This is a genomic window from Lacinutrix undariae, assembly GCF_052934785.1.
In genome coordinates this window covers 3116990-3139021 of sequence record NZ_CM128809.1, presented here as the reverse complement: position 1 = coordinate 3139021, position 22032 = coordinate 3116990, and the positions used below count along the sequence as shown (strand labels likewise).

The 22032-nt window shown below is 31.8% G+C and carries 24 protein-coding genes; 13 read left to right on the top strand and 11 right to left on the bottom strand.

What is annotated here, in order from left to right; translation table 11 throughout:
• The first annotated feature begins 23 nt into the window (after nucleotides 1-23).
• Nucleotides 24-1082 (top strand): AMP-binding protein, encoded by a 1059-nt coding sequence (locus ACU4C5_RS14130; RefSeq protein WP_446844856.1) that lies wholly within the window; start codon nucleotides 24-26, stop codon nucleotides 1080-1082.
• A 95-nt stretch (nucleotides 1083-1177) separates the two neighbouring features.
• Entirely contained in the window at nucleotides 1178-3277 is a 2100-nt protein-coding gene (locus tag ACU4C5_RS14125; protein ID WP_446844855.1) for a vWA domain-containing protein, read from the top strand.
• 55 nt (nucleotides 3278-3332) lie between these two features.
• Here ACU4C5_RS14125 and ACU4C5_RS14120 read toward each other — a convergent pair whose 3' ends face one another.
• The 3 genes from ACU4C5_RS14120 to ACU4C5_RS14110 are packed head-to-tail and all read right to left on the bottom strand — an operon-like array spanning nucleotide 3333 to nucleotide 6675.
• Nucleotides 3333-4208, bottom strand: a complete 876-nt coding sequence (locus tag ACU4C5_RS14120; protein WP_446844854.1) for a hypothetical protein — start codon at nucleotides 4206-4208, stop codon at nucleotides 3333-3335.
• On the bottom strand, nucleotides 4208-5044 hold the full coding sequence (locus ACU4C5_RS14115) for a hypothetical protein (RefSeq protein WP_446844853.1): 837 nt from the start codon (nucleotides 5042-5044) through the stop codon (nucleotides 4208-4210). The genes ACU4C5_RS14120 and ACU4C5_RS14115 overlap by 1 nt, the downstream gene beginning before the upstream one ends.
• A gap of 2 nt (nucleotides 5045-5046) precedes the next feature.
• Nucleotides 5047-6675: an acyl-CoA carboxylase subunit beta gene (locus ACU4C5_RS14110; RefSeq protein ID WP_446844852.1), complete on the bottom strand. Its 1629-nt coding sequence runs from the start codon at nucleotides 6673-6675 to the stop codon at nucleotides 5047-5049.
• A 156-nt stretch (nucleotides 6676-6831) separates the two neighbouring features.
• Between ACU4C5_RS14110 and ACU4C5_RS14105 the strand changes: the two genes are divergently transcribed.
• Genes ACU4C5_RS14105 through ACU4C5_RS14090 form a run of 4 tightly spaced genes read left to right on the top strand, consistent with a single transcriptional unit; the run spans nucleotide 6832 to nucleotide 8839 of the window.
• Nucleotides 6832-7365: an NADPH-dependent FMN reductase gene (locus tag ACU4C5_RS14105; protein ID WP_446844851.1), complete on the top strand. Its 534-nt coding sequence runs from the start codon at nucleotides 6832-6834 to the stop codon at nucleotides 7363-7365.
• Nucleotides 7366-7367: 2 nt separating this feature from the next.
• A complete protein-coding gene (locus ACU4C5_RS14100; protein WP_446844850.1) occupies nucleotides 7368-7652 on the top strand; it encodes a GNAT family N-acetyltransferase in 285 nt (94 codons plus the stop codon).
• A 22-nt stretch (nucleotides 7653-7674) separates the two neighbouring features.
• Complete coding sequence (locus tag ACU4C5_RS14095) at nucleotides 7675-8112, top strand: MarR family winged helix-turn-helix transcriptional regulator (protein ID WP_446844849.1); 438 nt, start codon at nucleotides 7675-7677, stop codon at nucleotides 8110-8112.
• A 1-nt stretch (nucleotide 8113) separates the two neighbouring features.
• Nucleotides 8114-8839: a pirin family protein gene (locus tag ACU4C5_RS14090; RefSeq protein WP_446844848.1), complete on the top strand. Its 726-nt coding sequence runs from the start codon at nucleotides 8114-8116 to the stop codon at nucleotides 8837-8839.
• Between the two features lie 30 nt (nucleotides 8840-8869).
• On the opposite strand, the gene ACU4C5_RS14085 is transcribed toward ACU4C5_RS14090, so the two are convergent.
• A complete protein-coding gene (locus ACU4C5_RS14085; RefSeq protein ID WP_446844847.1) occupies nucleotides 8870-10048 on the bottom strand; it encodes an MFS transporter in 1179 nt (392 codons plus the stop codon).
• Nucleotides 10049-10317: 269 nt separating this feature from the next.
• On the opposite strand from ACU4C5_RS14085, the gene ACU4C5_RS14080 reads away from it, so the two are divergent.
• Both ACU4C5_RS14080 and ettA read left to right on the top strand, forming a co-directional pair.
• Nucleotides 10318-10500 (top strand): CAL67264 family membrane protein, encoded by a 183-nt coding sequence (locus ACU4C5_RS14080; RefSeq protein WP_446844846.1) that lies wholly within the window; start codon nucleotides 10318-10320, stop codon nucleotides 10498-10500.
• Nucleotides 10501-10519: 19 nt separating this feature from the next.
• Nucleotides 10520-12211, top strand: coding sequence for an energy-dependent translational throttle protein EttA (gene ettA, locus ACU4C5_RS14075; RefSeq protein WP_446844845.1), 1692 nt, complete (start codon nucleotides 10520-10522; stop codon nucleotides 12209-12211).
• Nucleotides 12212-12259: 48 nt separating this feature from the next.
• On the opposite strand, the gene ACU4C5_RS14070 is transcribed toward ettA, so the two are convergent.
• Nucleotides 12260-12469 (bottom strand): hypothetical protein, encoded by a 210-nt coding sequence (locus tag ACU4C5_RS14070; RefSeq protein WP_446844844.1) that lies wholly within the window; start codon nucleotides 12467-12469, stop codon nucleotides 12260-12262.
• Nucleotides 12470-12800: 331 nt separating this feature from the next.
• Entirely contained in the window at nucleotides 12801-13592 is a 792-nt protein-coding gene (locus ACU4C5_RS14065; RefSeq protein WP_446846464.1) for an MBL fold metallo-hydrolase, read from the bottom strand.
• Between the two features lie 167 nt (nucleotides 13593-13759).
• Between ACU4C5_RS14065 and ACU4C5_RS14060 the strand changes: the two genes are divergently transcribed.
• On the top strand, nucleotides 13760-14353 hold the full coding sequence (locus tag ACU4C5_RS14060; RefSeq protein ID WP_446844843.1) for an NUDIX domain-containing protein: 594 nt from the start codon (nucleotides 13760-13762) through the stop codon (nucleotides 14351-14353).
• A gap of 13 nt (nucleotides 14354-14366) precedes the next feature.
• On the opposite strand, the gene ACU4C5_RS14055 is transcribed toward ACU4C5_RS14060, so the two are convergent.
• A complete protein-coding gene (locus tag ACU4C5_RS14055; protein ID WP_446844842.1) occupies nucleotides 14367-15386 on the bottom strand; it encodes a formimidoylglutamase in 1020 nt (339 codons plus the stop codon).
• Between the two features lie 122 nt (nucleotides 15387-15508).
• Between ACU4C5_RS14055 and ACU4C5_RS14050 the strand changes: the two genes are divergently transcribed.
• A complete protein-coding gene (locus ACU4C5_RS14050) occupies nucleotides 15509-16390 on the top strand; it encodes a DUF8428 domain-containing protein (RefSeq protein ID WP_446844841.1) in 882 nt (293 codons plus the stop codon).
• A 54-nt stretch (nucleotides 16391-16444) separates the two neighbouring features.
• On the opposite strand, the gene hutI is transcribed toward ACU4C5_RS14050, so the two are convergent.
• Complete coding sequence (gene hutI, locus ACU4C5_RS14045) at nucleotides 16445-17680, bottom strand: imidazolonepropionase (protein WP_446844840.1); 1236 nt, start codon at nucleotides 17678-17680, stop codon at nucleotides 16445-16447.
• A 41-nt stretch (nucleotides 17681-17721) separates the two neighbouring features.
• Between hutI and ACU4C5_RS14040 the strand changes: the two genes are divergently transcribed.
• Nucleotides 17722-18024 carry a hypothetical protein gene (locus ACU4C5_RS14040; RefSeq protein WP_446844839.1) on the top strand — a complete coding sequence of 101 codons (303 nt, stop codon included), beginning with the start codon at nucleotides 17722-17724 and terminating at the stop codon, nucleotides 18022-18024.
• A 59-nt stretch (nucleotides 18025-18083) separates the two neighbouring features.
• Here ACU4C5_RS14040 and fumC read toward each other — a convergent pair whose 3' ends face one another.
• Together fumC and ACU4C5_RS14030 are read right to left on the bottom strand one after the other, a co-directional pair.
• Nucleotides 18084-19481, bottom strand: a complete 1398-nt coding sequence (gene fumC, locus ACU4C5_RS14035) for a class II fumarate hydratase (RefSeq protein ID WP_446844838.1) — start codon at nucleotides 19479-19481, stop codon at nucleotides 18084-18086.
• A gap of 99 nt (nucleotides 19482-19580) precedes the next feature.
• On the bottom strand, nucleotides 19581-20243 hold the full coding sequence (locus ACU4C5_RS14030) for an ABC transporter ATP-binding protein (RefSeq protein ID WP_446844837.1): 663 nt from the start codon (nucleotides 20241-20243) through the stop codon (nucleotides 19581-19583).
• A 207-nt stretch (nucleotides 20244-20450) separates the two neighbouring features.
• Between ACU4C5_RS14030 and folE the strand changes: the two genes are divergently transcribed.
• Together folE and ACU4C5_RS14020 are read left to right on the top strand one after the other, a co-directional pair.
• The gene (gene folE, locus ACU4C5_RS14025) at nucleotides 20451-21047 is read left to right on the top strand and encodes a GTP cyclohydrolase I FolE (RefSeq protein ID WP_446844836.1); all 597 of its coding nucleotides are present in this window, start codon (nucleotides 20451-20453) and stop codon (nucleotides 21045-21047) included.
• A gap of 48 nt (nucleotides 21048-21095) precedes the next feature.
• Entirely contained in the window at nucleotides 21096-21383 is a 288-nt protein-coding gene (locus ACU4C5_RS14020; RefSeq protein WP_446844835.1) for a hypothetical protein, read from the top strand.
• Nucleotides 21384-21438: 55 nt separating this feature from the next.
• Here ACU4C5_RS14020 and ACU4C5_RS14015 read toward each other — a convergent pair whose 3' ends face one another.
• The gene (locus ACU4C5_RS14015; protein WP_446844834.1) at nucleotides 21439-22017 is read right to left on the bottom strand and encodes a type 1 periplasmic binding fold superfamily protein; all 579 of its coding nucleotides are present in this window, start codon (nucleotides 22015-22017) and stop codon (nucleotides 21439-21441) included.
• Nucleotides 22018-22032: the final 15 nt, after the last annotated feature.

The window sequence follows — 22032 nt, the reverse complement described above, 5'->3', positions numbered from 1 at the left end:
ACATAACCAATATCATACCAAAAATGATTCCTACTTACGATAAAATTCATTTAAAGTTTAAACTAAATTCTAATTCATTTACAAAAGACGAATTAAACGAAGTCGCCTACAGTTTTATTAAGGAAGGTGAGCCTTTTGAAATCGCTATTGGTAATTTTTTATTAGATTGGTTGGATAGTAAATCTTTTATAGAAGTTAAAACATCGGGATCTACCGGAAGTTCTAAAACCATATATGTGAGTAAACAAGCTATGGTAAATTCGGCAATTGCAACTGGCGATTATTTTAAATTAGAGCCTGGTGATACCGCTTTACAATGTTTGCCTTCGCATTTTATTGCTGGTAAAATGATGCTAGTACGCGCTATGATTTTAGGGTTAGAATTAGATTTAATTGCACCATCTAGTTCACCTGTTTTTGATACAAAAAAAGTCTATGATTTTTGTGCTATGGTGCCAATGCAATTACAAAATTCAATAGAAAAAATTAATAATTTTAAAACCATGATTGTTGGTGGTGCTGCGGTTTCAAACGACATTGTAAAACAAGTAAAACATATAGATTGTAAAGTGTATGCCACTTACGGAATGACTGAAACACTAAGTCATATTGCTGTGAAAGCTCTTAATGGTGCCGAAAAGCAAGCACATTATAACTTACTTAATAACGTTACAATATCTAAAGATAATAGAGGTTGTTTGGTTGTAGAAGCGCCAAATTTAACCGATGAAATTGTAACCACTAATGATATTGTAGAGTTACACTCAGAAACGAGTTTTGATATTATTGGGCGTTTTGATAATATGATAAATTCTGGAGGAGTTAAAGTATTTCCTGAACAAGTAGAAGCTAAATTACAAGACAAAATAGATGCGCGTTTTTTTATAGCTGGAATTCCTGATGCCACGTTAGGTGAGAAAGTGATTTTAGTCATTGAAGGGAATTCTCACACAATTACACCTTCTGTTTTTAAAGGGTTACAAAAATTCGAAATTCCGAAAGAAATTTTTACCATTGAAAAATTTATTGAAACACCAACGCAAAAACTTCAGCGTTCAAAAACTTTAGCATTATTAAAATAACACGTTCCCTAACCAAAGGGTAACGTTCCCTCATTATTAGTTTTATAAAGGTGATTTGCAGCTTAGTTTTACTGTAAACTAAAATACAAATCATCATGAAAAAATTCGTCATAGTATTGGTGTTGCTTATTTCTTCGCAAATTAGCGCACAACAAAAAACAGTTTCAGGAACGATCACATCGTCTTCAGATGGCTTAGGTTTACCTGGAGTAAATGTTATAATTAAAGGCACATCTACAGGAACACAGTCCGATTTTGATGGTAATTATACCATTAAAGCCGAAGTTGGAGAGGTTTTAGTATTCTCATTTGTTAGTATGATTACCAAAGAAATTACCGTTGGATCTATTAATAAAATAGATGTTGTATTAGATTCAGAAAGTTTAGACGAGGTGGTGATTATTGGTTATGGAACTACTAAAAAAAGAGATGTATTAGGTTCTATTTCTATAGTATCTTCAGAGCGTATAGCGCGTAAATCTTCAGTAGAAAAAGCATTACAAGGTCAGGTTTCAGGTCTTCAGATTGTTTCTGCTTCAGGAAATTCAGATATTAAAATTAGAGGCGCAGCTTCGGTAAATAATAATTCTCAACCTTTATATATTGTTGATGGTGTGCCAACATCGGCAGCAGAAGTGAGTAAATTAGATCCTAACTCTATAGCGTCTGTTAGTGTTTTGAAAGATGCGGCTGCAACAGGTATTTATGGTAGTCGTGCATCTCAAGGTGTTGTGGTTTTAAATAGTATGAACGGTTATGTTGAAAATCCGCCTTATAAAGCAGAAGATTTTGTTGATGATTCTTATGAAATGATTAATGAAAACACGTTTAAAATGTCACAAAATTCGCCATTATCAACCTTTTCTATTGATGTAGATCGTGCATCGTATAGTAATGTGAGACGTATGATAAATAACGGACAACATATCTCGGCAAATGCGGTAAAGATTGAAGAAATGGTGAATTATTTCAACTATAATTACGCGCAACCAACAGATAAACATCCTTTTTCAATTCATACTGAAGTTGCCAAAACACCTTGGAACTCTCAAAGTGAAATTGTAAGAATAGGATTGCAAGGGAAAACGTATAATAATGACGAATTACCTGCTTCAAATCTTACGTTTTTAATTGATGTTTCTGGGTCTATGAGCGATCAAAATAAGTTGCCATTATTAAAATCGGCTTTCAAATTATTAGTCAACCAATTAAGAGCAAAAGATAAAGTGGCCATTGTTGTGTATGCTGGGGCTGCGGGAGTCATATTGCCGCCAACTTCGGGAGATAAAAAAGAAACCATAATTAATGCTTTAGAAAACTTAGAGTCTGGTGGATCTACAGCTGGAGGAGAAGGTATCAAATTGGCTTATAAATTAGCGAATGCACATTTTATTAAAAACGGAAATAATAGAGTGATTTTAGCTACAGATGGCGATTTTAACGTAGGAGCTTCTTCAAATAATGCGATGGAAAAACTGATTGAAAAAGAAAGAGAAACTGGCGTGTTTTTATCGGTTTTAGGAATGGGTTACGGGAATTATAAAGATTCTAAATTAGAAACTTTAGCCGATAAGGGTAACGGAAATCACGCCTATATTGATACCATGCAAGAAGCGCAAAAAGTATTTGGACAAGAATTTGGTGGGACTTTATATACCATTGCTAAGGATGTGAAAATTCAGGTAGAATTTAACCCTAAAAAGGTGCAAGCTTACCGTTTAATTGGCTATGAAAACCGACAATTAGCCGATGAGGATTTTGTAGATGATACCAAAGATGCTGGCGAATTAGGAAGCGGACATACCGTTACAGCTTTATACGAAATTATTCCGGTAGGTGTGGAGAGTGCATTTTTAGAATCGACGATAGATTTAAAATATACTAATGAAAAGGCTGTAGTTGATTATAAATTTTCAGATGAATTGTTTACTGTAAAATTTAGATATAAAAAACCAGATGGTAAGAAAAGTATTGAAATGGTACATGTGCAAAAAGATGTGATTTCTGAAGCTTCAGATGATTTTAAATTTGCTTCGGCAGTGGCGTTATTTGGTATGAAATTAAGACAATCACAATTTGATAATGCTGCAACTTATGATACGGTTTTAGATTTAGCTAACGCAGGAAGAGGTGATGATAAAGAAGGTTACAGAGCAGAGTTTATACGATTAGTAGCGTCATATAAAAGTATGTAAACAGATTATAATTTAAAATAGATATCAAAAAAAAGCGACCAATTGGTCGCTTTTTTTACTCGTTATAATGAGTTATTGATGAGTGAATATGATTTTCACCTTCTAATCTTTTTTTAATTGAGTAGTGCAAGTCATTGAAACATTCAAGATTTACACCTTTACAAATTCCGTAGGAATAATGATATTTTAAAAGTTCTAAATCTAAAGAGGTTAATTTTTTTTGTGGCGAATAGCAATTAGAAAAATAACTCTCGCAATTAAACGCATTTAAAAGTTTAAAATGCCCTAAACTTCCAATAAAAAGTTCTTTTAGTTTTTGTAATACGAGCGATTCATTTAGATACCTCTTTGTATCTATTTTTATACCTCCCTTATATATTTGTTGCTTTCCGTTCCATCTTATATCATAATTGCTAGTTTTAACTTTAGCTAAATTATGGTTGTATTCATAATCACCAAAAATATAAATAGGATAGTTTGAATCTTCTAAGTGTTTTACTTCAGAAACTTGTAAAGAATCTATTTGATTTACTGTTGATTTAGCAAAACTCATAAACTTTCTTTTTGTTTTTGGAGAGATACTTTTTGAGAAAAATATTTTAATTGGCGATTTCCAATAGCGCATGGTTTGCTTATTATCAACCGAGTCTATACCAGTAGTTCTAAAAGCGACTTTAGTATAATATTTTAAAAATGTAGAATCTTTATATTCATAAGGTACGTTAACTCTTTTAGGATCTGCAATTTGTTCTTTTTTAACTAACGTATCATTTCCGTGAAAAAAAAAGGATAAACTATCGGCCTTTGTTAATGGTGTTTTGTATTTGTCGTTATAATCATTGAGATACACATATATGCTATCGTTACTTTTTTGAGCATAAGAAAACGAAGATATTAAAAGAAAAACAATACTATAAATTGATAATTTCATTATTTAGTATTTATTAATGAGTAAATTTTCCTGAAGGTAGATTGATTTATTTTTTGATCATAAATAGTCGCATAATGCAAATTAAGTATGTTTAAATCATCAGGTATTAACTGACTTCTGTTATCATATTTATTAGAGAAAATACTATCTTCATTATATCTGTTTTTAAAAGTAAATTGACCTAAACTCATATAAAAGAATTGTTTTAACTGTTTTAGTATTTGATCTTCACTTTTATCTTTTGGATTGATTAATATAGATCCTGAAAATCGTTTATAATTTCCATCATCTAACATTTTATAAGTGGCTCCTGTACGAAAAGAGTTTTTTCTATCCGTTTCATTATCAAAAGTATAATTTTCACTGTAAGCATTTACAACGGTATCTACTACTTTTATGTGATAATTTGCTTTTTGTTTTTTGGATGTGAAAGATATATTTAAGTTTTCTACATTATTAATTTGCGCAAAAAACTCTTCGAAATTCTCACGAGTAGATTTTGTTATTTTTTTATCTATATAAACCACTATCGGTACGCTCCATTGTGAGATATATCGATTGTCTTTATCATTACGATAAAAAAATGTATTCATATATTTTGCAACAAACTTTTCATCCTTAAACAAAGAGTCATTTAAGGATGAAATTTGTAAGCCTGTTTTATACTTAGCGTATAATGTATCGTGTACACATAAAGCAATATAATCTTGTAGATCTGTAGCTTCATATTTATCGCTCACAAAACTAAGTCTTGGTTTTACAATATTATCATAACTACTTTGGCTAAAAGCCATACTTGAGCATAAGAGACCTAAAAAATAAATACTTTGCTTCATAATTATACCTGTAAAATTCCTAAGTTAAATTTCTTCTCAATAGGTGAGTGGTCTGCAGCTTCAATTCCCATACTTATCCAAGTTCTGGTCTCTAAAGGATCAATAATTGCGTCTGTCCATATACGAGAAGCTGCGTAATAAGGAGATACTTGATTATCGTATCTATCTTTTATCTTATTGAATAATTCATCTTCTTTTTCTTTGGTAATTTCTTCACCTTTTTTCTTTAATGATGCTTTTTCAATTTGTAACAATACTTTTGCAGCACTATTACCACTCATTACTGCTAATTGTGCACTTGGCCAAGCAACAATAAGTCTTGGGTCGTAAGCTTTTCCGCACATAGCGTAATTTCCAGCACCGTAAGAATTTCCTAAAATAATAGTGAATTTTGGCACTACTGAGTTACTTACAGCATTTACCATTTTAGCACCATCTTTAATAATTCCACCGTGTTCAGATTTACTTCCAACCATAAAACCAGTAACATCTTGTAAAAAGACTAACGGAATTTTCTTTTGGTTACAGTTGGCTATAAAACGAGTAGCTTTATCAGCACTATCGTTATAAATAACCCCACCAAACTGCATTTCACCTTTTTGTGTTTTTACTAATTTTCGTTGATTAGCCACAATACCAACTGCCCAACCATCAATTCTGGCATAAGCTGTAATTATTGTTTTTCCGTAACCCGCTTTATATTCGTCGTATTCACTATTATCTACCAAGCGTTTAATAATTTCGTACATATCATATTGATCGGCACGACTTTTTGGTAAAATTCCGTAAATATCTTCAGGGTTTTCTTTAGGTTTTAAAGCTTTCGCTCGGTTAAAACCGGCAGTATCATAATCCCCAATTTTATCAATAATATTTTTTATGGTATCTAAAGCGTCTTTGTCATCTTTAGATTTATAATCGGTAACACCACTAATTTCACAGTGAGTAGTTGCGCCACCTAAAGTTTCGTTATCTATACTTTCTCCAATAGCCGCTTTTACTAAATAGCTTCCTGCAAGAAAAATACTACCTGTTTTATCTACTATTAAAGCTTCGTCACTCATAATTGGTAGGTAAGCTCCACCAGCAACACAACTTCCCATAACGGCAGCAATTTGGGTAATTCCCATGCTACTCATTATCGCGTTGTTTCTAAAAATACGTCCAAAATGCTCCTTATCAGGAAAAATTTCATCTTGCATAGGTAAATAAACACCCGCGCTATCTACAAGGTAAATAATAGGTAATCGATTTTCAATAGCAATTTCTTGAGCACGTAAATTCTTTTTTCCTGTAATAGGAAACCATGCACCAGCTTTCACAGTAGCATCATTTGCTACAACCATACATTGTTTACCTTTAACGTAACCAATTTTTACAACAACACCTCCAGAAGGACAACCACCGTGTTCTTCGTACATGTCTTCTCCTGCAAAAGCACCAATTTCAATAGATTTTGCTTTAGGATCTAATAGATAATCAATACGCTCTCGAGCAGTCATTTTACCTTTAGCATGTTGTTTATCAATATTTTTTTGTCCGCCACCAAGTTTTACTTTAGCAAAGCGTCTTTTTAAATCTGAAAGTAGTAATTTATTATAATCTTCGTTTTTGTTGAAGTTAAGGTCCATTTATAGTCTGTTTAATTTTGTAGCTAAAATACAAAAGTTTTCAATCAATTTTGTTTTCCGATACGGAATAAATTTATTAGTTACATGGAGATATATTCCTTGGAAACTAAAAATATTAATGATATATTTGCCATGGAAACTAAAAATAATAATCTTATGAAAAATATCATTGCATTTGCAGGAAGTAATAGTAAAACGTCAATTAATAAACAATTAGCCACTTATGCAGCAAGTTTGGTGAATAATGTAAAAGTTACTGTGTTAGATTTAAATGATTTTGAATTACCGTTATACGGAATGGATGCTGAAATAACATTAGGAAAACAACCAGATAACGCTCACAAGTTATTAGAATACATACAATCAGCAGATGGTGTTGTATTATCATTAGCAGAACATAATGGTGCTTATTCTACAGTTTTTAAAAATGCATTTGATTGGATGTCTCGTATAAACGGGAAAGTATTTGCTAAAAAGCCAATGTTATTAATGGCAACATCTCCAGGAGGACGAGGAGGAGAAACAGTTTTAGAGATTGCTAAAGGGCGTTTTCCTTTTCATGATGGCAATGTAGTAGCAACATATTCTTTTGCATTTTTTGATGATAATTTTTCAGGAGGTAAAATTTCTAACCCAGCATTAAACGCACAATTATTAGAAGAAGTTAAAACTTTTGAAAACGCTTTATAATTATGGATATTCTTCACACAGATAATGAAAAAGATGGTCGGTTTTATATTGAAATAGAAGGTCAGAAAAAAGCAGAAATGACTTACAGTTATATTAATGCTAAAAAAATAGACATAAATCATACTAAGGTTGACGTATCATTAAAAGGTAAAGGTATTGGATATAAGTTATTAGAAGCTGCAGTTGTTTTTATGCGCAAACATCATATTAAAGCGGTGCCAACTTGTAGCTTTGTTGTTGCGGCGTTTAAGAAGAATGAGACTTATGCTGATGTTATTTCAGATTAAAAATTAAAACAAACACAACACAGTGGGAGATATATCAAAAGACATACAATCTAGTTTTCCTAACGAGAAAGTAAAGGCGCTAATTAATATTATGTATACTGCTAATTGGATAACGAGTACGCAGAATGCTTTTTTTAAACCCTTTGGAATTTCCCCGCAACAGTATAATGTGTTACGCATATTAAACGGTGCAAAAAAGCCTTTAAAAGTGCAAACTATTAAAGAGCGCATGATTGATAGAGCACCAAATGCAACACGTTTAATGGATAAATTATCTGTAAAACATCTTATTAAACGTATTCCCAGTGAAACCGATAGGCGAGTAGTACATATTATAATTACAGAAGAAGGAAAAGCACTTATTTCAACTATTGGAAGTGATTTAAATACCAGTTTAGTAGATAATTTAAACGAAGAAGAAGCTAATCAGCTCAATAATTTATTAGATAAAATGCGTTAAAATGAAAGTAGTAATTCATAAATCAGAAGAAAGAGGAACGGTAAATCATGGTTGGTTACAGGCTAATTATTCATTTAGTTTTTCTAATTATTATGATTCTAAAAAGCTGAATTTTGGAGCTTTACGAGTATTTAATGATGATGTTATTGCTCCTAAAATGGGCTTTGGTACTCATCCTCATCAAAATATGGAGATTATTACCATTCCGTTAAGTGGTGAGTTAAAACATCGCGATTCTATGCATAATGAATGGCAATCGGTTTTTCCTGACGAGGTACAAATTATGTCGGCAGGAACTGGTGTTGAGCATTCTGAAATTAACGGATCGTTAAATGATCACTTAAATTTATTTCAAATATGGATTATACCGAGTGTACAGCATATAGCACCACGTTATGATCAGAAAAAATTTAATTCATCAGAGAGAAAAAATACACTTCAAACTTTAGTGAGCGGTGTTAATACAGCAGATGATGGTAGTTTGAAAATTAATCAAGATGTAAAAATATCACGAATTGATTTAGATGAAAATCAAAAATTTAACTACCATTTAAAAAGTGAACATCATGGTGTTTATGTGATGGTTATTGATGGAGAAGCCAGTGTGTCTACTCAAAATTTAAAAAGGAGAGATGCAATTGGCATTTCAGAAACTGTACAATTTTCAATAGAAACCGTAACTAGTACTCAGCTAATTTTTATTGAAGTTCCTATGTTATCGCTATAAATTCTATTTAAAAAAATAATTAAAAAGCACTTATTCAACTAAGTGCTTTTTTGTGTTTTTAGATTGTTTTCTTCTTAGCATATAGATAAGTAAAGCTATTAAAACTCCCGTTCCAGCCATTGCAGCACCAACCCAGTCGGCAGAAGTGTAGCCATAACCCATTGCAATTGGTAATCCTGCTAAATAAGCTCCAGAAGCATTACCAACATTAAAAGCACTTTGGTTTAATGAAGATCCGAAGTTTTCGGCACCTTTAGCGGAACTTATAATAAGCATTTGTATAGGTGTTGAAATAGAAAAAGAAACAGCACCAATAACAAAAGTCATCACTAATACAAATACTTGATCTGAAGCTAAAAAGGTGTTTGTAACTAAGCAAATAACCATGGCCGATAATACAAGTGTTACAGTTGTTAGTGGTGAAAATTTTTCGGTAAGTTTAGCACCCATAAAATTTCCTATTACCATTCCTAAGCCAGCAAGAATCATGGCATAAGGCACAATATTATCAGAGTATTTAGCAACCTCTGTAATTAATGGTGCAATATAACTATACCAAGCAAAAAAACCACCAGTTCCAATGGTTGTAAGTAGAATAATTAACCAAAGTTCTAAGCGTTTAAAGATTTTAAATTCACTCATAAAATTAGTCTCTTCAGGTTGTTTTAACAACGGCATCCAAAATTTAACAGATAATACTGCAAAAACGCCTACAATTCCAACCATTAAAAACGACAGATCCCAACTGTAATTTTTCCCTAAATAAGTTCCTAACGGTACTCCTAAAAGGTTCGCCAAGCTAAGTCCACTAAACATAATAGCAATTCCTTGTGCTTCTTTTCCTTTTTTAGATAATTTACCAGCAACTACAGCACCAATTCCAAAGAAAGCACCGTGAGGTAATCCTGCTAAAAATCTAACGGCCATAAATGAATTATAGTCTGTAGCAAAAGCAGAAAGCGTATTAAAAACCGTAAACCAAAGCATTAAAAATAAAAGCACTTTGTTTGCTGGCCATTTACTACCAAAACCTGTAAGAATAGGAGCTCCAACGACTACACCAAGTGCGTAAGCAGAAATAAAATGTCCAGCTTCAGGAATAGTTACGTTAAAAGCTTGAGCAACATCAGGTAAAATTCCCATGATAACAAACTCGGTTAAACCAATTCCAAATCCTCCAATGGCGAGAGATAGTAGGGCTTTATTCATTTTAAAAAATAGATTTTTTTGGTTAATTATCGGCAAAAGTAATAGTTCTAATATGTAATTAATAAGAAAATGTGAATATAAATAGGCTTTAAAAGTAAATGTGTTTTTATATAAATGGCGCATATTTAATGTTGAGCTTGGCTTTTTACTCATTATTTATGAAATTTATTGATATAAAAAGAAGAATACTTGTAAATCACCCATTTTACAGATGTTTTTTTATTAAAAAAAGCGATATTTGTATTTTACTAACTAAAATGAAATAGAGAATGGCAATGAATAAAAACACTGTGTTAGCTTGGGCTACATGGATAATGATTTTTGTAGGATTCGCTTTAATAGGATTAGGCGCATTTAGATATGATGATGTTGCAGGCTGGGGCTTTGCAGCAGTTGGAGTTGGATTTTTTGCTATAGCATGGGTGTTTTATGCACTAAAAGGTAGAGTTTAATATATTTTAAATTAGAACAATGAGCGACGATAAAAAAATAATATTTTCAATGTCTGGTTTAACCAAGACATTTCCTGGTGCAAATACGCCAGTATTAAAAAACATCTATTTAAGTTTCTTCTACGGAGCAAAAATTGGAATTTTAGGTCTTAATGGATCTGGAAAATCTACTTTATTAAAAATTATTGCTGGTACAGATAAAAATTATCAAGGAGATGTAACGTTTCTTCAAGATTACTCTGTAGGTTATTTAGAACAAGAACCACAGTTAGATGAAGAAAAAACTGTTTTAGAAATTGTTAAAGAAGGTGCTGCCGAAACTGTAGCTATTCTTGATGAATACAATAAAATAAACGACCAATTTGGTTTAGAAGAAGTATATTCTGATCCAGACAAAATGGAAAAGTTAATGAACCGTCAAGCGGAACTTCAAGATCAAATTGATGCTTCAAACGCTTGGGAGTTAGATACCAAATTAGAAATTGCTATGGATGCGTTACGTACGCCAGATGGTGATAAGAAAATTGGTGTATTATCTGGAGGGGAAAGACGTCGTGTAGCTTTATGTCGTTTACTTTTACAAGAACCAGATGTATTACTATTAGATGAGCCTACCAATCACTTGGATGCTGAATCTGTACATTGGTTGGAGCATCACTTAGCGCAATATAAAGGAACTGTAATTGCTGTAACGCACGATAGATATTTCTTAGATAATGTTGCAGGATGGATTTTAGAATTAGATAGAGGTGAAGGTATTCCTTGGAAAGGGAATTACTCATCTTGGTTAGATCAAAAATCTTCACGTATGGCTCAAGAAAGTAAAACAGCTTCTAAACGTCAAAAAACGTTAGAGCGTGAGCTAGATTGGGTACGTCAAGGTGCAAAAGGTCGTCAAACAAAGCAAAAAGCACGTTTGAAGAACTACGATAAATTAATGAGTCAGGATCAAAAAGAACTGGACGAAAAGCTTGAAATTTACATCCCTAACGGACCGCGTTTAGGAACAAATGTGATTGAAGCTATTGGTGTTTCAAAAGGATATGATGACAAATTATTATATGATGATTTAAACTTCAACCTACCTCAAGCAGGAATTGTTGGTGTTATTGGGCCAAATGGTGCTGGTAAAACCACTATTTTTAGAATGATTATGGGTGAAGAAACTCCAGATAAAGGAGAATTTAAAGTGGGAGATACTGCTAAGTTAGCTTATGTAGATCAAAAACACTCTAATATTGATCCAGAAAAAACAATCTGGCAAAACTTCTCTGATGAGCAAGAATTGGTAATGATGGGCGGAAAAGAAGTGAATTCTAGAGCTTATTTAAGTCGATTTAACTTCTCAGGAGGTGAGCAAAACAAAAAGGTGAAATTACTTTCTGGAGGGGAACGTAACCGTTTACACTTAGCAATGACGCTTAAGGAAGAAGGAAACGTTTTACTACTGGATGAGCCTACCAATGATTTGGATGTAAATACATTGAGAGCATTAGAGGAAGGTTTAGAAAACTTTGCTGGTTGTGCAGTTGTAATTAGTCACGATAGATGGTTTTTAGATAGAATTTGTACACATATCTTAGCTTTTGAAGGTGATAGTCAAGTGTATTTCTTTGAAGGAAGTTTTTCTGATTATGAAGAAAACAAAAAGAAACGTCTTGGTGGAGATTTAATGCCAAAACGTATTAAGTATAAAAAATTAGTAAGATAATTACTACTTATATATAACTAAAAACGCCCACTGTAAAGTGGGCGTTTTTTATTTATGATTTTCATACAAATGGCCAGAGCCTATGTTGTAATTGGATTTTAAATTGAGTGCATCAATTTTGTTTAAATTTTCATCAAAAATTGCTAACTCTTTTTTTATGGATTTTTCATGCTCATATACATATAAATGTTTTTTTGCATAGAAAGCTATAATTAAAAAGCAAACAATAAATAGAGATGTAGCTATAACTGTTATCATTTTTTATTTATTGTATAAATGACTATCTGTAAAATCTGTGTAATTATCATCTGTTTCCGGCATTGAAGTATCCATTTCAGATAATCTTTTATTTTCAGATTTTAGTTTATACATTTTAATGATTGCTATAGCTATAAAAAATAAAAATATAATAGAAGTTAAAACTAGTACTACTGTGAGTTGAGATGTGCTTACAACAAGATTGTGAAAAAATAGTAGTGTAATCATAACGAAACTAAAAGATTAGATTGTGAATCAAATATACAATTATTGAACAAATCATCATAATTAAGCTTTAGTAAATGTTTTTTTAACATTTTAATTGAATACATTAATACCATTCTTTAAGAATAACCTTAATATTATCATTACCCTTATTTACTATTTTTTTAAACTCATTTACATCACTTAAACCCTCTGTTCCTCTATAGTGGTAAGGATAAACTTGTTTTGGTTTAAACTCTAAAACTGCACTCGCAGCACTTTCAACGGTCATTGTGTATGGTAAATTCATACATACAAAAGCAATATCTATATTTTTTAAAGCACGCATTTCTGGAATATCTTCAGTATCTCCCGAAATATAAATTTCTTTTTCTCCTAAAGTAATCACATAACCGTTTCCGCGTCCTTTACTATGAAATTTTAAAGCTTCTTCACGTAAATTATACATTGGTATCGCTTTAACTTTAAAATCTATAGTAGAGTTTTTTATAGATTGAATTTCGCCATTCTCTAAAACTGAAACCTTACCTATTAATGTTTCTGGTAATTTTTCAGCAACAGCTTTAGGGACAATTAAAAGAGTGTTTTTGGTAGTAATGGCTTCTAAAGTTTCAATATTTAAATGATCACCATGAATATCGGTTACTAATATAATTTGTGGTGGTTTTTGTTCTTTAAACATATCGGCTCCCCCAACAGGATCTACATAAATAACCCCATCTTCATATTCTAATACAAGAGTAGCATGGTTAATTGGTATAATTTTTACTTCAGGTTTTATAACCGTTTTAGTGATTGTTTTAGAAGCCTCATTATTAACTTCTGGTTGTTTTGCGTCGTTTTTACAGCTTGAAATTAACAAACTAATAGTTGCAAGGAGTATAAGTTGATGTTTCATCATTTATTTTTTCATAAAGATAATTACTATAATAGACTTTTATAAAAATTCTTACAAAATATAAATTATTACAGTTGATTGCCACTTATAAATATTTATTTTTGAAATGATATAACTAATAAAAATAATGAACGTTATTTAAATAGCAATAACCTCAATTGGAACTTATGAATGATAGATTAAAAAATATAACACGCACCATATTATCTAAAGAATGGGCAACGTTGTACCGCATAAATTACGATTATAAATTTAATGATGGTATATGGAAATCGGTTTCTAGAGAAAGTTATGATAGAGGAAATGGCGCTTGTGTGTTATTATATAATACTGAAAAAAATACGGTTATTTTAACCTCTCAGTTTAGGATGCCAATTTATGAGAATAATGATAATAAAGGTTATTCTGTTGAGGTTTGTGCAGGAGTTATTGATGGTAATGAAGACGCCGAAACATGCGTAATTAGAGAAACAGAAGAAGAGGTAGGCTATAAAATACTTAGCGCTAAAAAAGTTTTAGAAACCTACATGTCTCCTGGAGCTGTAACCGAAAAAATATTTTTATTTGTAGCAGAATATACTGACGCTATGAAAGTAAATTCAGGAGGTGGATTAATTTCTGAACGCGAAGAAATTGAAGTTTTAGAAATCCCTTTTACAGATGCTTTAAAAATGCTGCGTACTGGTGAAATACAAGATGCCAAAACAGTGCTTCTATTGCAATATGCACAATTAAATAAATTGGTGTCTTTTGAGAAATAAAAGTAGCTAAATTTTACAAATGTCTAGCTCTTAAAAAATCTGTAATCAAATATGTGATTAATTTCCCTACAAGAGTTTCGGTATCTTTTGTAGGAGCAGCCTCACAAATATGTAAGTAAGTTGCGTTTTTATGTGCACCAAACTCATTAACAAATGCTCTTGCTTTATTTACAGAAAAACCAGAAGGCGTCATCGCACTACTTGGGATATTTTCAATAGCATCACAATCTATTTCAATTCCAAAAGGAGCATTACAAATATGGTTTGTAGCACGAATAACTTCTGTATTGAAATTTGTTTTACGTCTTATTTTTAAATTTTCGTAGGTGTTATATTTTACGTTTGGAAGCTTATTTAATGTTTTAAATAAAGCTTCTGAAGTATAATTTTCATGCAATCCAAAAATGAAGTAATTTCCAAGAAATCCTTCATTAAAAGCATAACTAAATCCATTTCCACTATGACGACCTTCCTCTTTTCTAAAATCACAATGTGCATCAAAATTGATTGCATTTACAGGTTTTCCAAGAGCTAAAGCACTTCCTTTTATATTTCCGTAGGCATTATTATGTCCGCCACCAATAATCACAGGAATTTTACCAGCACTAACAATTTGATTGACAAGAAACGAAACATCTTTGTCTATTTTTTCAACCTTACGGCTTGCTTTGGCAATATCTTTTTTACTTTCAGGATTTAAAGCTCTTACTTTTTCTTGAGTTTTTTCGTAATCTAAATGTCCAAGAATAAGCACTTTTTGTGGATTAGTATATTCGTTATTTTGAATATTCAATAATACTTTTAGGGTTGCGTCCCAAGCATTAGCGGTACCAGGCTTTCCGTGGTTGGCAAAAACACCAATATCTTCTTTTATTCCAAAAATAACATGTGTAACATCCAAATCTACAATTGCATCGTATATATTTGTAAAGTTGGGAAGTGTTTGCACACATTCACCAAATTTAGATTCGCCAGAGCGTTTTTTTGTAAGAGTAGTTAAATCGTTGTGAGACAGTAATACAAGTGATTCCATGAGAGGGATAATCATTTTAAATTATAAGTATTAAAAATACTGATTTATTTATATTTTACATTAAAAACTCAAAAAATAAAAAAAATAAAAAATTAACGTTTCAATAATTAAAAAACAAAACTATGAGTGATACAAACGGAAAAAGCACAGGGTTAAAAGTTGGATTGGGGATATTGTTGGTGCTTTTCTTGGGAACTGCATTTTATACTTCAAAATTATACAATGAGAAAAAAGAAACTGAAGCGACTTTAATAAAGGAGAAAGCTCAGGTAATGGCCGATTTAGATAATATGGTGAAACAATATGATATTGTTATCGGTGAAAATAAAATGGCAAATGAAGATTTGGTAGAAGCCAGAGAGCGTATTCAAGGATTGATGGATTCGTTAAAGATTTCTCAAAATAGCGTAAACAGTTTATGGAGTTATAAAAAGAAGTTTTTATCACTACAAGAAGAAATGGATGCTTTACTAACTGAGAATGACAAATTAAAGTTGGAAAATGCAATGTTAGCCTCATCTTTAGATAGTACACAAGTGAAGTTAAATGAAAGAGCCATGTTTACAGACTCGTTATTAGTGCAAAATTCGGCATTATCTAATGTTGTTGAAAATGCAGCTGTTTTACAAATGGTAAATCTTAAAGGATTTGGTGTTATTGAAAGAAGTTCAGGGAAGTTAATTCCTACAGAAAGAGCTCGTAGAAGTGATAAAATTAGAGTATGTTTTACAGTTGCAAAAAACACTTTAGTAGGTGCAGGAGATAAAGAGTTATATGTTCAGGTTCTTGATCCTAAGAATAATGTTTTGGGTGCTAATGAGCAAATTGAATTTGACGGGCAAGTATTAAATTACAGTTTAGTAAGTAAGTTTAATTACGAAAACAAAAACTTAGATATTTGTGAGTTTGTGGGGCCTAATGAAGATTTTGAAAAAGGGAAATACATTGTGAATGTTTTTAATAAAAAAGAAGTGATTTCAACAACAGAATTTACTTTAAAATAAGAAACAACTACCACATAAAAAAAGCCGAAAGTATTAAACTTTCGGCTTTTTTATTTATATCAATTCTCCGTTGATAATAACTTTATCTATAAGGTTTTCGCCAAACGAATAAGGGAGATAATGATACCCCGAAATTGGCTTGGTAATAATAATGTTTGCTTTTTTACCTCTACAAATACTACCATACATATTACTTACACCCATAGCGTAAGCACCGTTAATAGTCGCCGCATTTATAGCTTCTTCAGGTGTCATTTTCATTTTTATACACGCAGTACTTACTACAAAGTTCATGTTTCCACTAGGTGTAGAACCTGGGTTGTAATCTGATGCGATAGCCAGTGGTAATCCTGCGTCAATAATTTGTCTTGCAGGAGAATATGGGATACTTAAAAAATAAGAACATGACGGTAATGCAACTGGCATGGTTTTACTGTTTTTTAATGCTTCAATATCTTCTGGGTTCATTAATTCTAAATGATCTACAGAAAGCGCTCCATATTCAACACTTAAACCAACTCCTCCAAAGGCATTAAATTGATTAACATGTATTTTAGGTGTTAACCCATGTGTTTTTCCTGCTTCAATTACTCGGCGTGTATCTTCTAGAGAGAAATACCCTTTTTCACAAAACACATCAATATATTCAGCTAGATTTTGGTCTGCTACTTTAGGAATCATTTCATTAACTACTACATCAATAAAACCTTCAGTATTATCTTTAAATTCCTTAGGAATAGCATGTGCTGCAAGTAATGTTGCTTTTATTTTAGCTTTAGATGATTTTTTTAAACGCTTTATAACGCGTAGCATTTTTAATTCGGCATCAACAGTAAGTCCGTAACCCGATTTAATTTCTACAGTTCCGGTTCCTAATTTCATAACCGAATTTAAACGTTCTAGTGATTGTTGGTATAAATCATCTTCAGAAGTATTTTGAAGTTTTTCTGCAGAATTTAAAATTCCACCACCACGATTAGCAATATCTTCATAGCTTAAACCATTAATTCTGTCTACAAATTCTGGTGATCTGTCTCCTGCATAAACAATATGCGTATGAGAATCGCACCAAGTTGGAAGGACTACTTTTCCTGTAGCATCAATAACTTGATCGGCTTCTATAGGTTCAAAATCATCCATACTACCATATTCAACGATAGTATCGTGCTCAATTATAAGATAAGCATTTTCTAAAACGGGTAACGTTTTCATGTCGCTACCTTTAACAATAGTGACATTGGTATCTCTAACCTGTACTAGTTGTTTTATATTGGTAATTAAAGTTGTCATAAATAAAAAATAAAGTCTAAATTTATGAAAATTTAATTTTTATGACGAGAGAAGAGCGCGATAAAATTTGTTTAAGTTGTAAACATCACACTTTTGAAGAGCGATATGGCGTTTTATGTGGTTTAACTGAGAATTATGCGAATTATAAGGATAGCTGTAAAGATTTTAGCAGAAAAATTTCTATAAATAATAATACTGAAGAAGAACGAGAAGCTCCAATTTTTAAAACATCTAAATCAAAAGATAAAAAGAAGAAAGGTTTTGGTGCTTTAATAGGAAAAGGTATAGGAATATGGATTGTTATTAAAATAATATTTACAATAATTAGAAGTTTTACTGAATAAAAAAAACGCTAACAAATTAATGTTAGCGTTTTTTATAGTATTATAATTAGACTTAATTTTTATTTAAGCTCACCAACCATATTTTCTGGTTTTACCCATGCATCATAATCTTCGGCAGTAACGTAACCTAAGTTAATCGCTTCTACTTTTAAAGTTGTTCCGTTTTTATGAGCCGTATTAGCTATTTCTGCAGCTTTATAATATCCAATTTTAGTATTTAAAGCAGTAACCAACATTAATGAGTTATTTAAAAGTTGTTTAATTACTTCGTGGTTTGGTTCAATACCATTTGCACAGTGTTCTTCAAAACTTGTACAAGCATCACCAATTAATTGTGCTGATTGTAATACGTTAGCAGCCATCATTGGTTTAAAAACATTAAGTTCATAATGACCTTGAGTTCCACCAATAGTTACAGCAACATCATTACCCATAACTTGTGCGCAAACCATTGTTAAGGCTTCACATTGTGTAGGATTTACTTTTCCAGGCATAATTGAGCTTCCTGGTTCGTTTGCTGGAATAATAATTTCACCAATTCCTGAACGAGGACCAGAAGCCATCATTCTAATATCATTAGCTATTTTATTTAAAGATACAGATAATTGTTTTAATGCTCCATGAGTTTCAACAAATGCATCGTGAGCCGCTAAAGCTTCAAATTTATTTTCGGCAGTTATAAAAGGTAATCCTGTAAATTTTGCAATATAATCTGCAACAAGAACATCATATCCTTTTGGTGTATTTAATCCTGTTCCAACAGCTGTTCCTCCAAGTGCTAATTCAGCAAGGTGAGGTAAGGTGTTTTCTAAGGCTTTTAATCCGTGGTCTAATTGAGATACATATCCTGAAAATTCTTGCCCTAAAGTAAGAGGTGTTGCATCCATTAAGTGAGTACGTCCAATTTTTACAACATCTTTAAATGTTATAGATTTTGAATGTAGCGTGTTTCGTAATTTTATAATTCCAGGAATTGTTACTTCTGAAATTTTCTTGTAGGCTGCAATATGCATTCCTGTAGGAAACGTATCATTTGAAGATTGCGATTTGTTTACATCATCATTAGGTTGAATAGCTTTTTCTCCTTCACCAATAACATTACCTGCAAGTTGTTGTGCTCTGTTTGCAACTACCTCGTTAACATTCATGTTACTTTGTGTTCCTGATCCAGTTTGCCAGATAACAAGCGGAAATTGATCGTCGTGTTTTCCTGCTAAAATTTCATCACAAACTTGAGCAATTAAGTCGCGTTTTTCTTCCGATAATACATTTAATTCACAATTTGTATAGGCCGCTGCTTTTTTAAGATACGCAAAACCATAAACAATCTCTAATGGCATAGACGCTGCTGCACCAATTTTAAAGTTATTACGAGAACGTTCTGTTTGTGCTCCCCAAAGTTTGTCAGCAGGTACTTTTACCTCGCCCATTGTGTCTTTTTCTATTCTGTAAGTCATAAGAAATATTAATGATTAGTTGTACTCTACAAAGTTACTATTTTTAATACTTAAAATGGAATAAGAATTGGAGTTTGTTTGTGTTTTTTTAGGTGATATTTAGCTTACAATTTTACCATCTACCATGGTTAACTTTCTGTCTGTCATGTTTGCTAACTCTTCATTATGAGTTACAATTACAAAAGTTTGACCAAATTGATCGCGGAGTTTGAAAAATAAATTATGAAGGTTTTCGGCAGATTCACTATCTAGATTTCCTGAAGGTTCATCTGCAAAAATTAACGCAGGACTATTTATTAAAGCTCTAGCTACGGCAACACGTTGTTGTTCTCCTCCAGATAATTCATTTGGTTTATGGTGGTAACGTTCTGTAAGGCCTAAGAAATCTAAAAGCTCTTTAGCGCGTTTTTCGGCGTCAGCCTTAGTTGTTCCTTTTATAAATGCCGGTAAGCACACGTTTTCTAAAGCTGAAAATTCAGGAAGTAGTTGATGAAACTGAAAAATAAATCCAATGTGTTCATTACGGAATTTAGCCAGCGCTTTTTCATTCAAACTTAAAACATCAATTCCATTTATAAATAATGAATTATCAGCCTCTTTTGGTGTTTGATCTAAAGTACTCAAGATTTGAAGCAAGGTTGTTTTTCCTGCCCCAGAAGCCCCAACAATAGCGACAACTTCACCTTTTTGTATATTTAAATCTACACCTTTTAAAACTTGTAAATCATTGTAATATTTATGAATATTTTTTGCTCTAATCATATCTAAAATAATAAACGGTTAAATTACTACTTTCAGCGGTGTTGTACAATTATCAGGTTATTAACTTTAGTGATATTCTTGTTTTTCTTCGGAATTTATTTTAAAATAGAAAATGTTAAAAATAAAATGTTAGTTGTGTTTTTTAAAAGGGAATGCTGACCTTTGTATTTAAGTAATGATATTTAATAGGATTAAATTTAGAGACAAATGCCATATAAGAAATTTGAAGAATATAATATAAAAGTAACCGAAGATGTGAAATCGCGTTATAAATCTATTATTGAAGATTTAGGAGAAGATGTTACTAGAGATGGTTTATTAAACACACCTGAACGCGCCTCGAAAGCGATGCAGTTTTTAACACAAGGGTATCACCAAGATGCTGCCGAAATTTTAAAAAGCGCGATGTTTAAGGAAGATTATAATGAGATGGTAATTGTAAAGGATATTGAATTATACTCGTTATGTGAACATCATATGTTACCATTTTTTGGAAAAGCACATATTGCTTATATTCCTAACGGACAAATTGTAGGATTAAGTAAACTACCAAGAATTGTTGATGTATTTGCACGCAGATTGCAAGTGCAAGAACGTTTAACAAAACAAATATTAGATTGTATAAACGAAACCTTACAACCCCAAGGTGTTGCTGTTGTTATTGAAGCGTCACACATGTGTATGATGATGCGTGGTGTACAAAAACAAAACTCGGTAACTACAACATCTGGATTTAGAGGTCAGTTTGAAAAAAGTGAAACTCGTAATGAGTTTTTAAAATTGATTAGTGAAAAACTGTCATAATTACTTTTTGGTATGTTTATTGTTTGTAATTAGTTAAAAATTAAATACATGAATAAATACAAAGTATTAGTTTTAAGTCTTTTGTTTGACGCCATAGGATGTGCCTCTTTTCTTATTCCAGGAATTGGTGAATTTTCAGATATAGTTTGGGCTCCGGTTTCGGCGTGGATAATGACTAAGCTATATAAAGGTAAGGCAGGAAAAGTAGGAGCGGTGATTTCTTTTGTAGAAGAAGCTTTACCAGGACTAGATATCGTGCCAACTTTTACACTAATGTGGCTATATAGTTACGTTATTAAAAAAGATCATACAGATTTTAAAAACATAAACGCATAAAAAAAAGCCCTTTCTAAATTTAAGAAAGGGCTTTTTTAGTTTATTAATTTTAGTATTATTCTACTGTAACAGCAAAAGATACTGAAGCATCTGTAGATCCATTAGCATTTGTAATATCTCCATCAGCTACACCAGTTGCATCTTTACTTGGTTGGTGACGTAATACGATAGTAATTGTCCCTGAAGCAGCATCTGTTGTTGTAAATACAGATTGTAAACCAATAGGAAATCCATTAGAATCGTAATTTACTAAACCTTCATCATAAGTGATAGCGTTTAATGTTCCTGTAACTTGGTAAAATAATTGGTGATCGTCACCTTCTTCAAGAATTTCTTCAGTAATATCTTCAACAGGATTTGTAGATTCGTTTAAAAAAGTAATATCACCTTCGTAAGTTGTGTTTTGAGCAAAACTTCCTGAAACCGAAGTTGTCGCTTCTGCAGCACCATCACCATCTAAATCTTGATATTCTAAAGTGATAACATCACCTCCTCCAATAGGCGTGAAAACAGCTGTAACGGTTGTGATCAATTCTTCTTCATTTACGGCTTCTGGATTGTCGTCATCAGAAGAACAAGAGTTAAATGTTAAGGCTGATAAAAATAATACTGATAAAAATTTTAATGATTTCATGTTTTAATTTTTTTG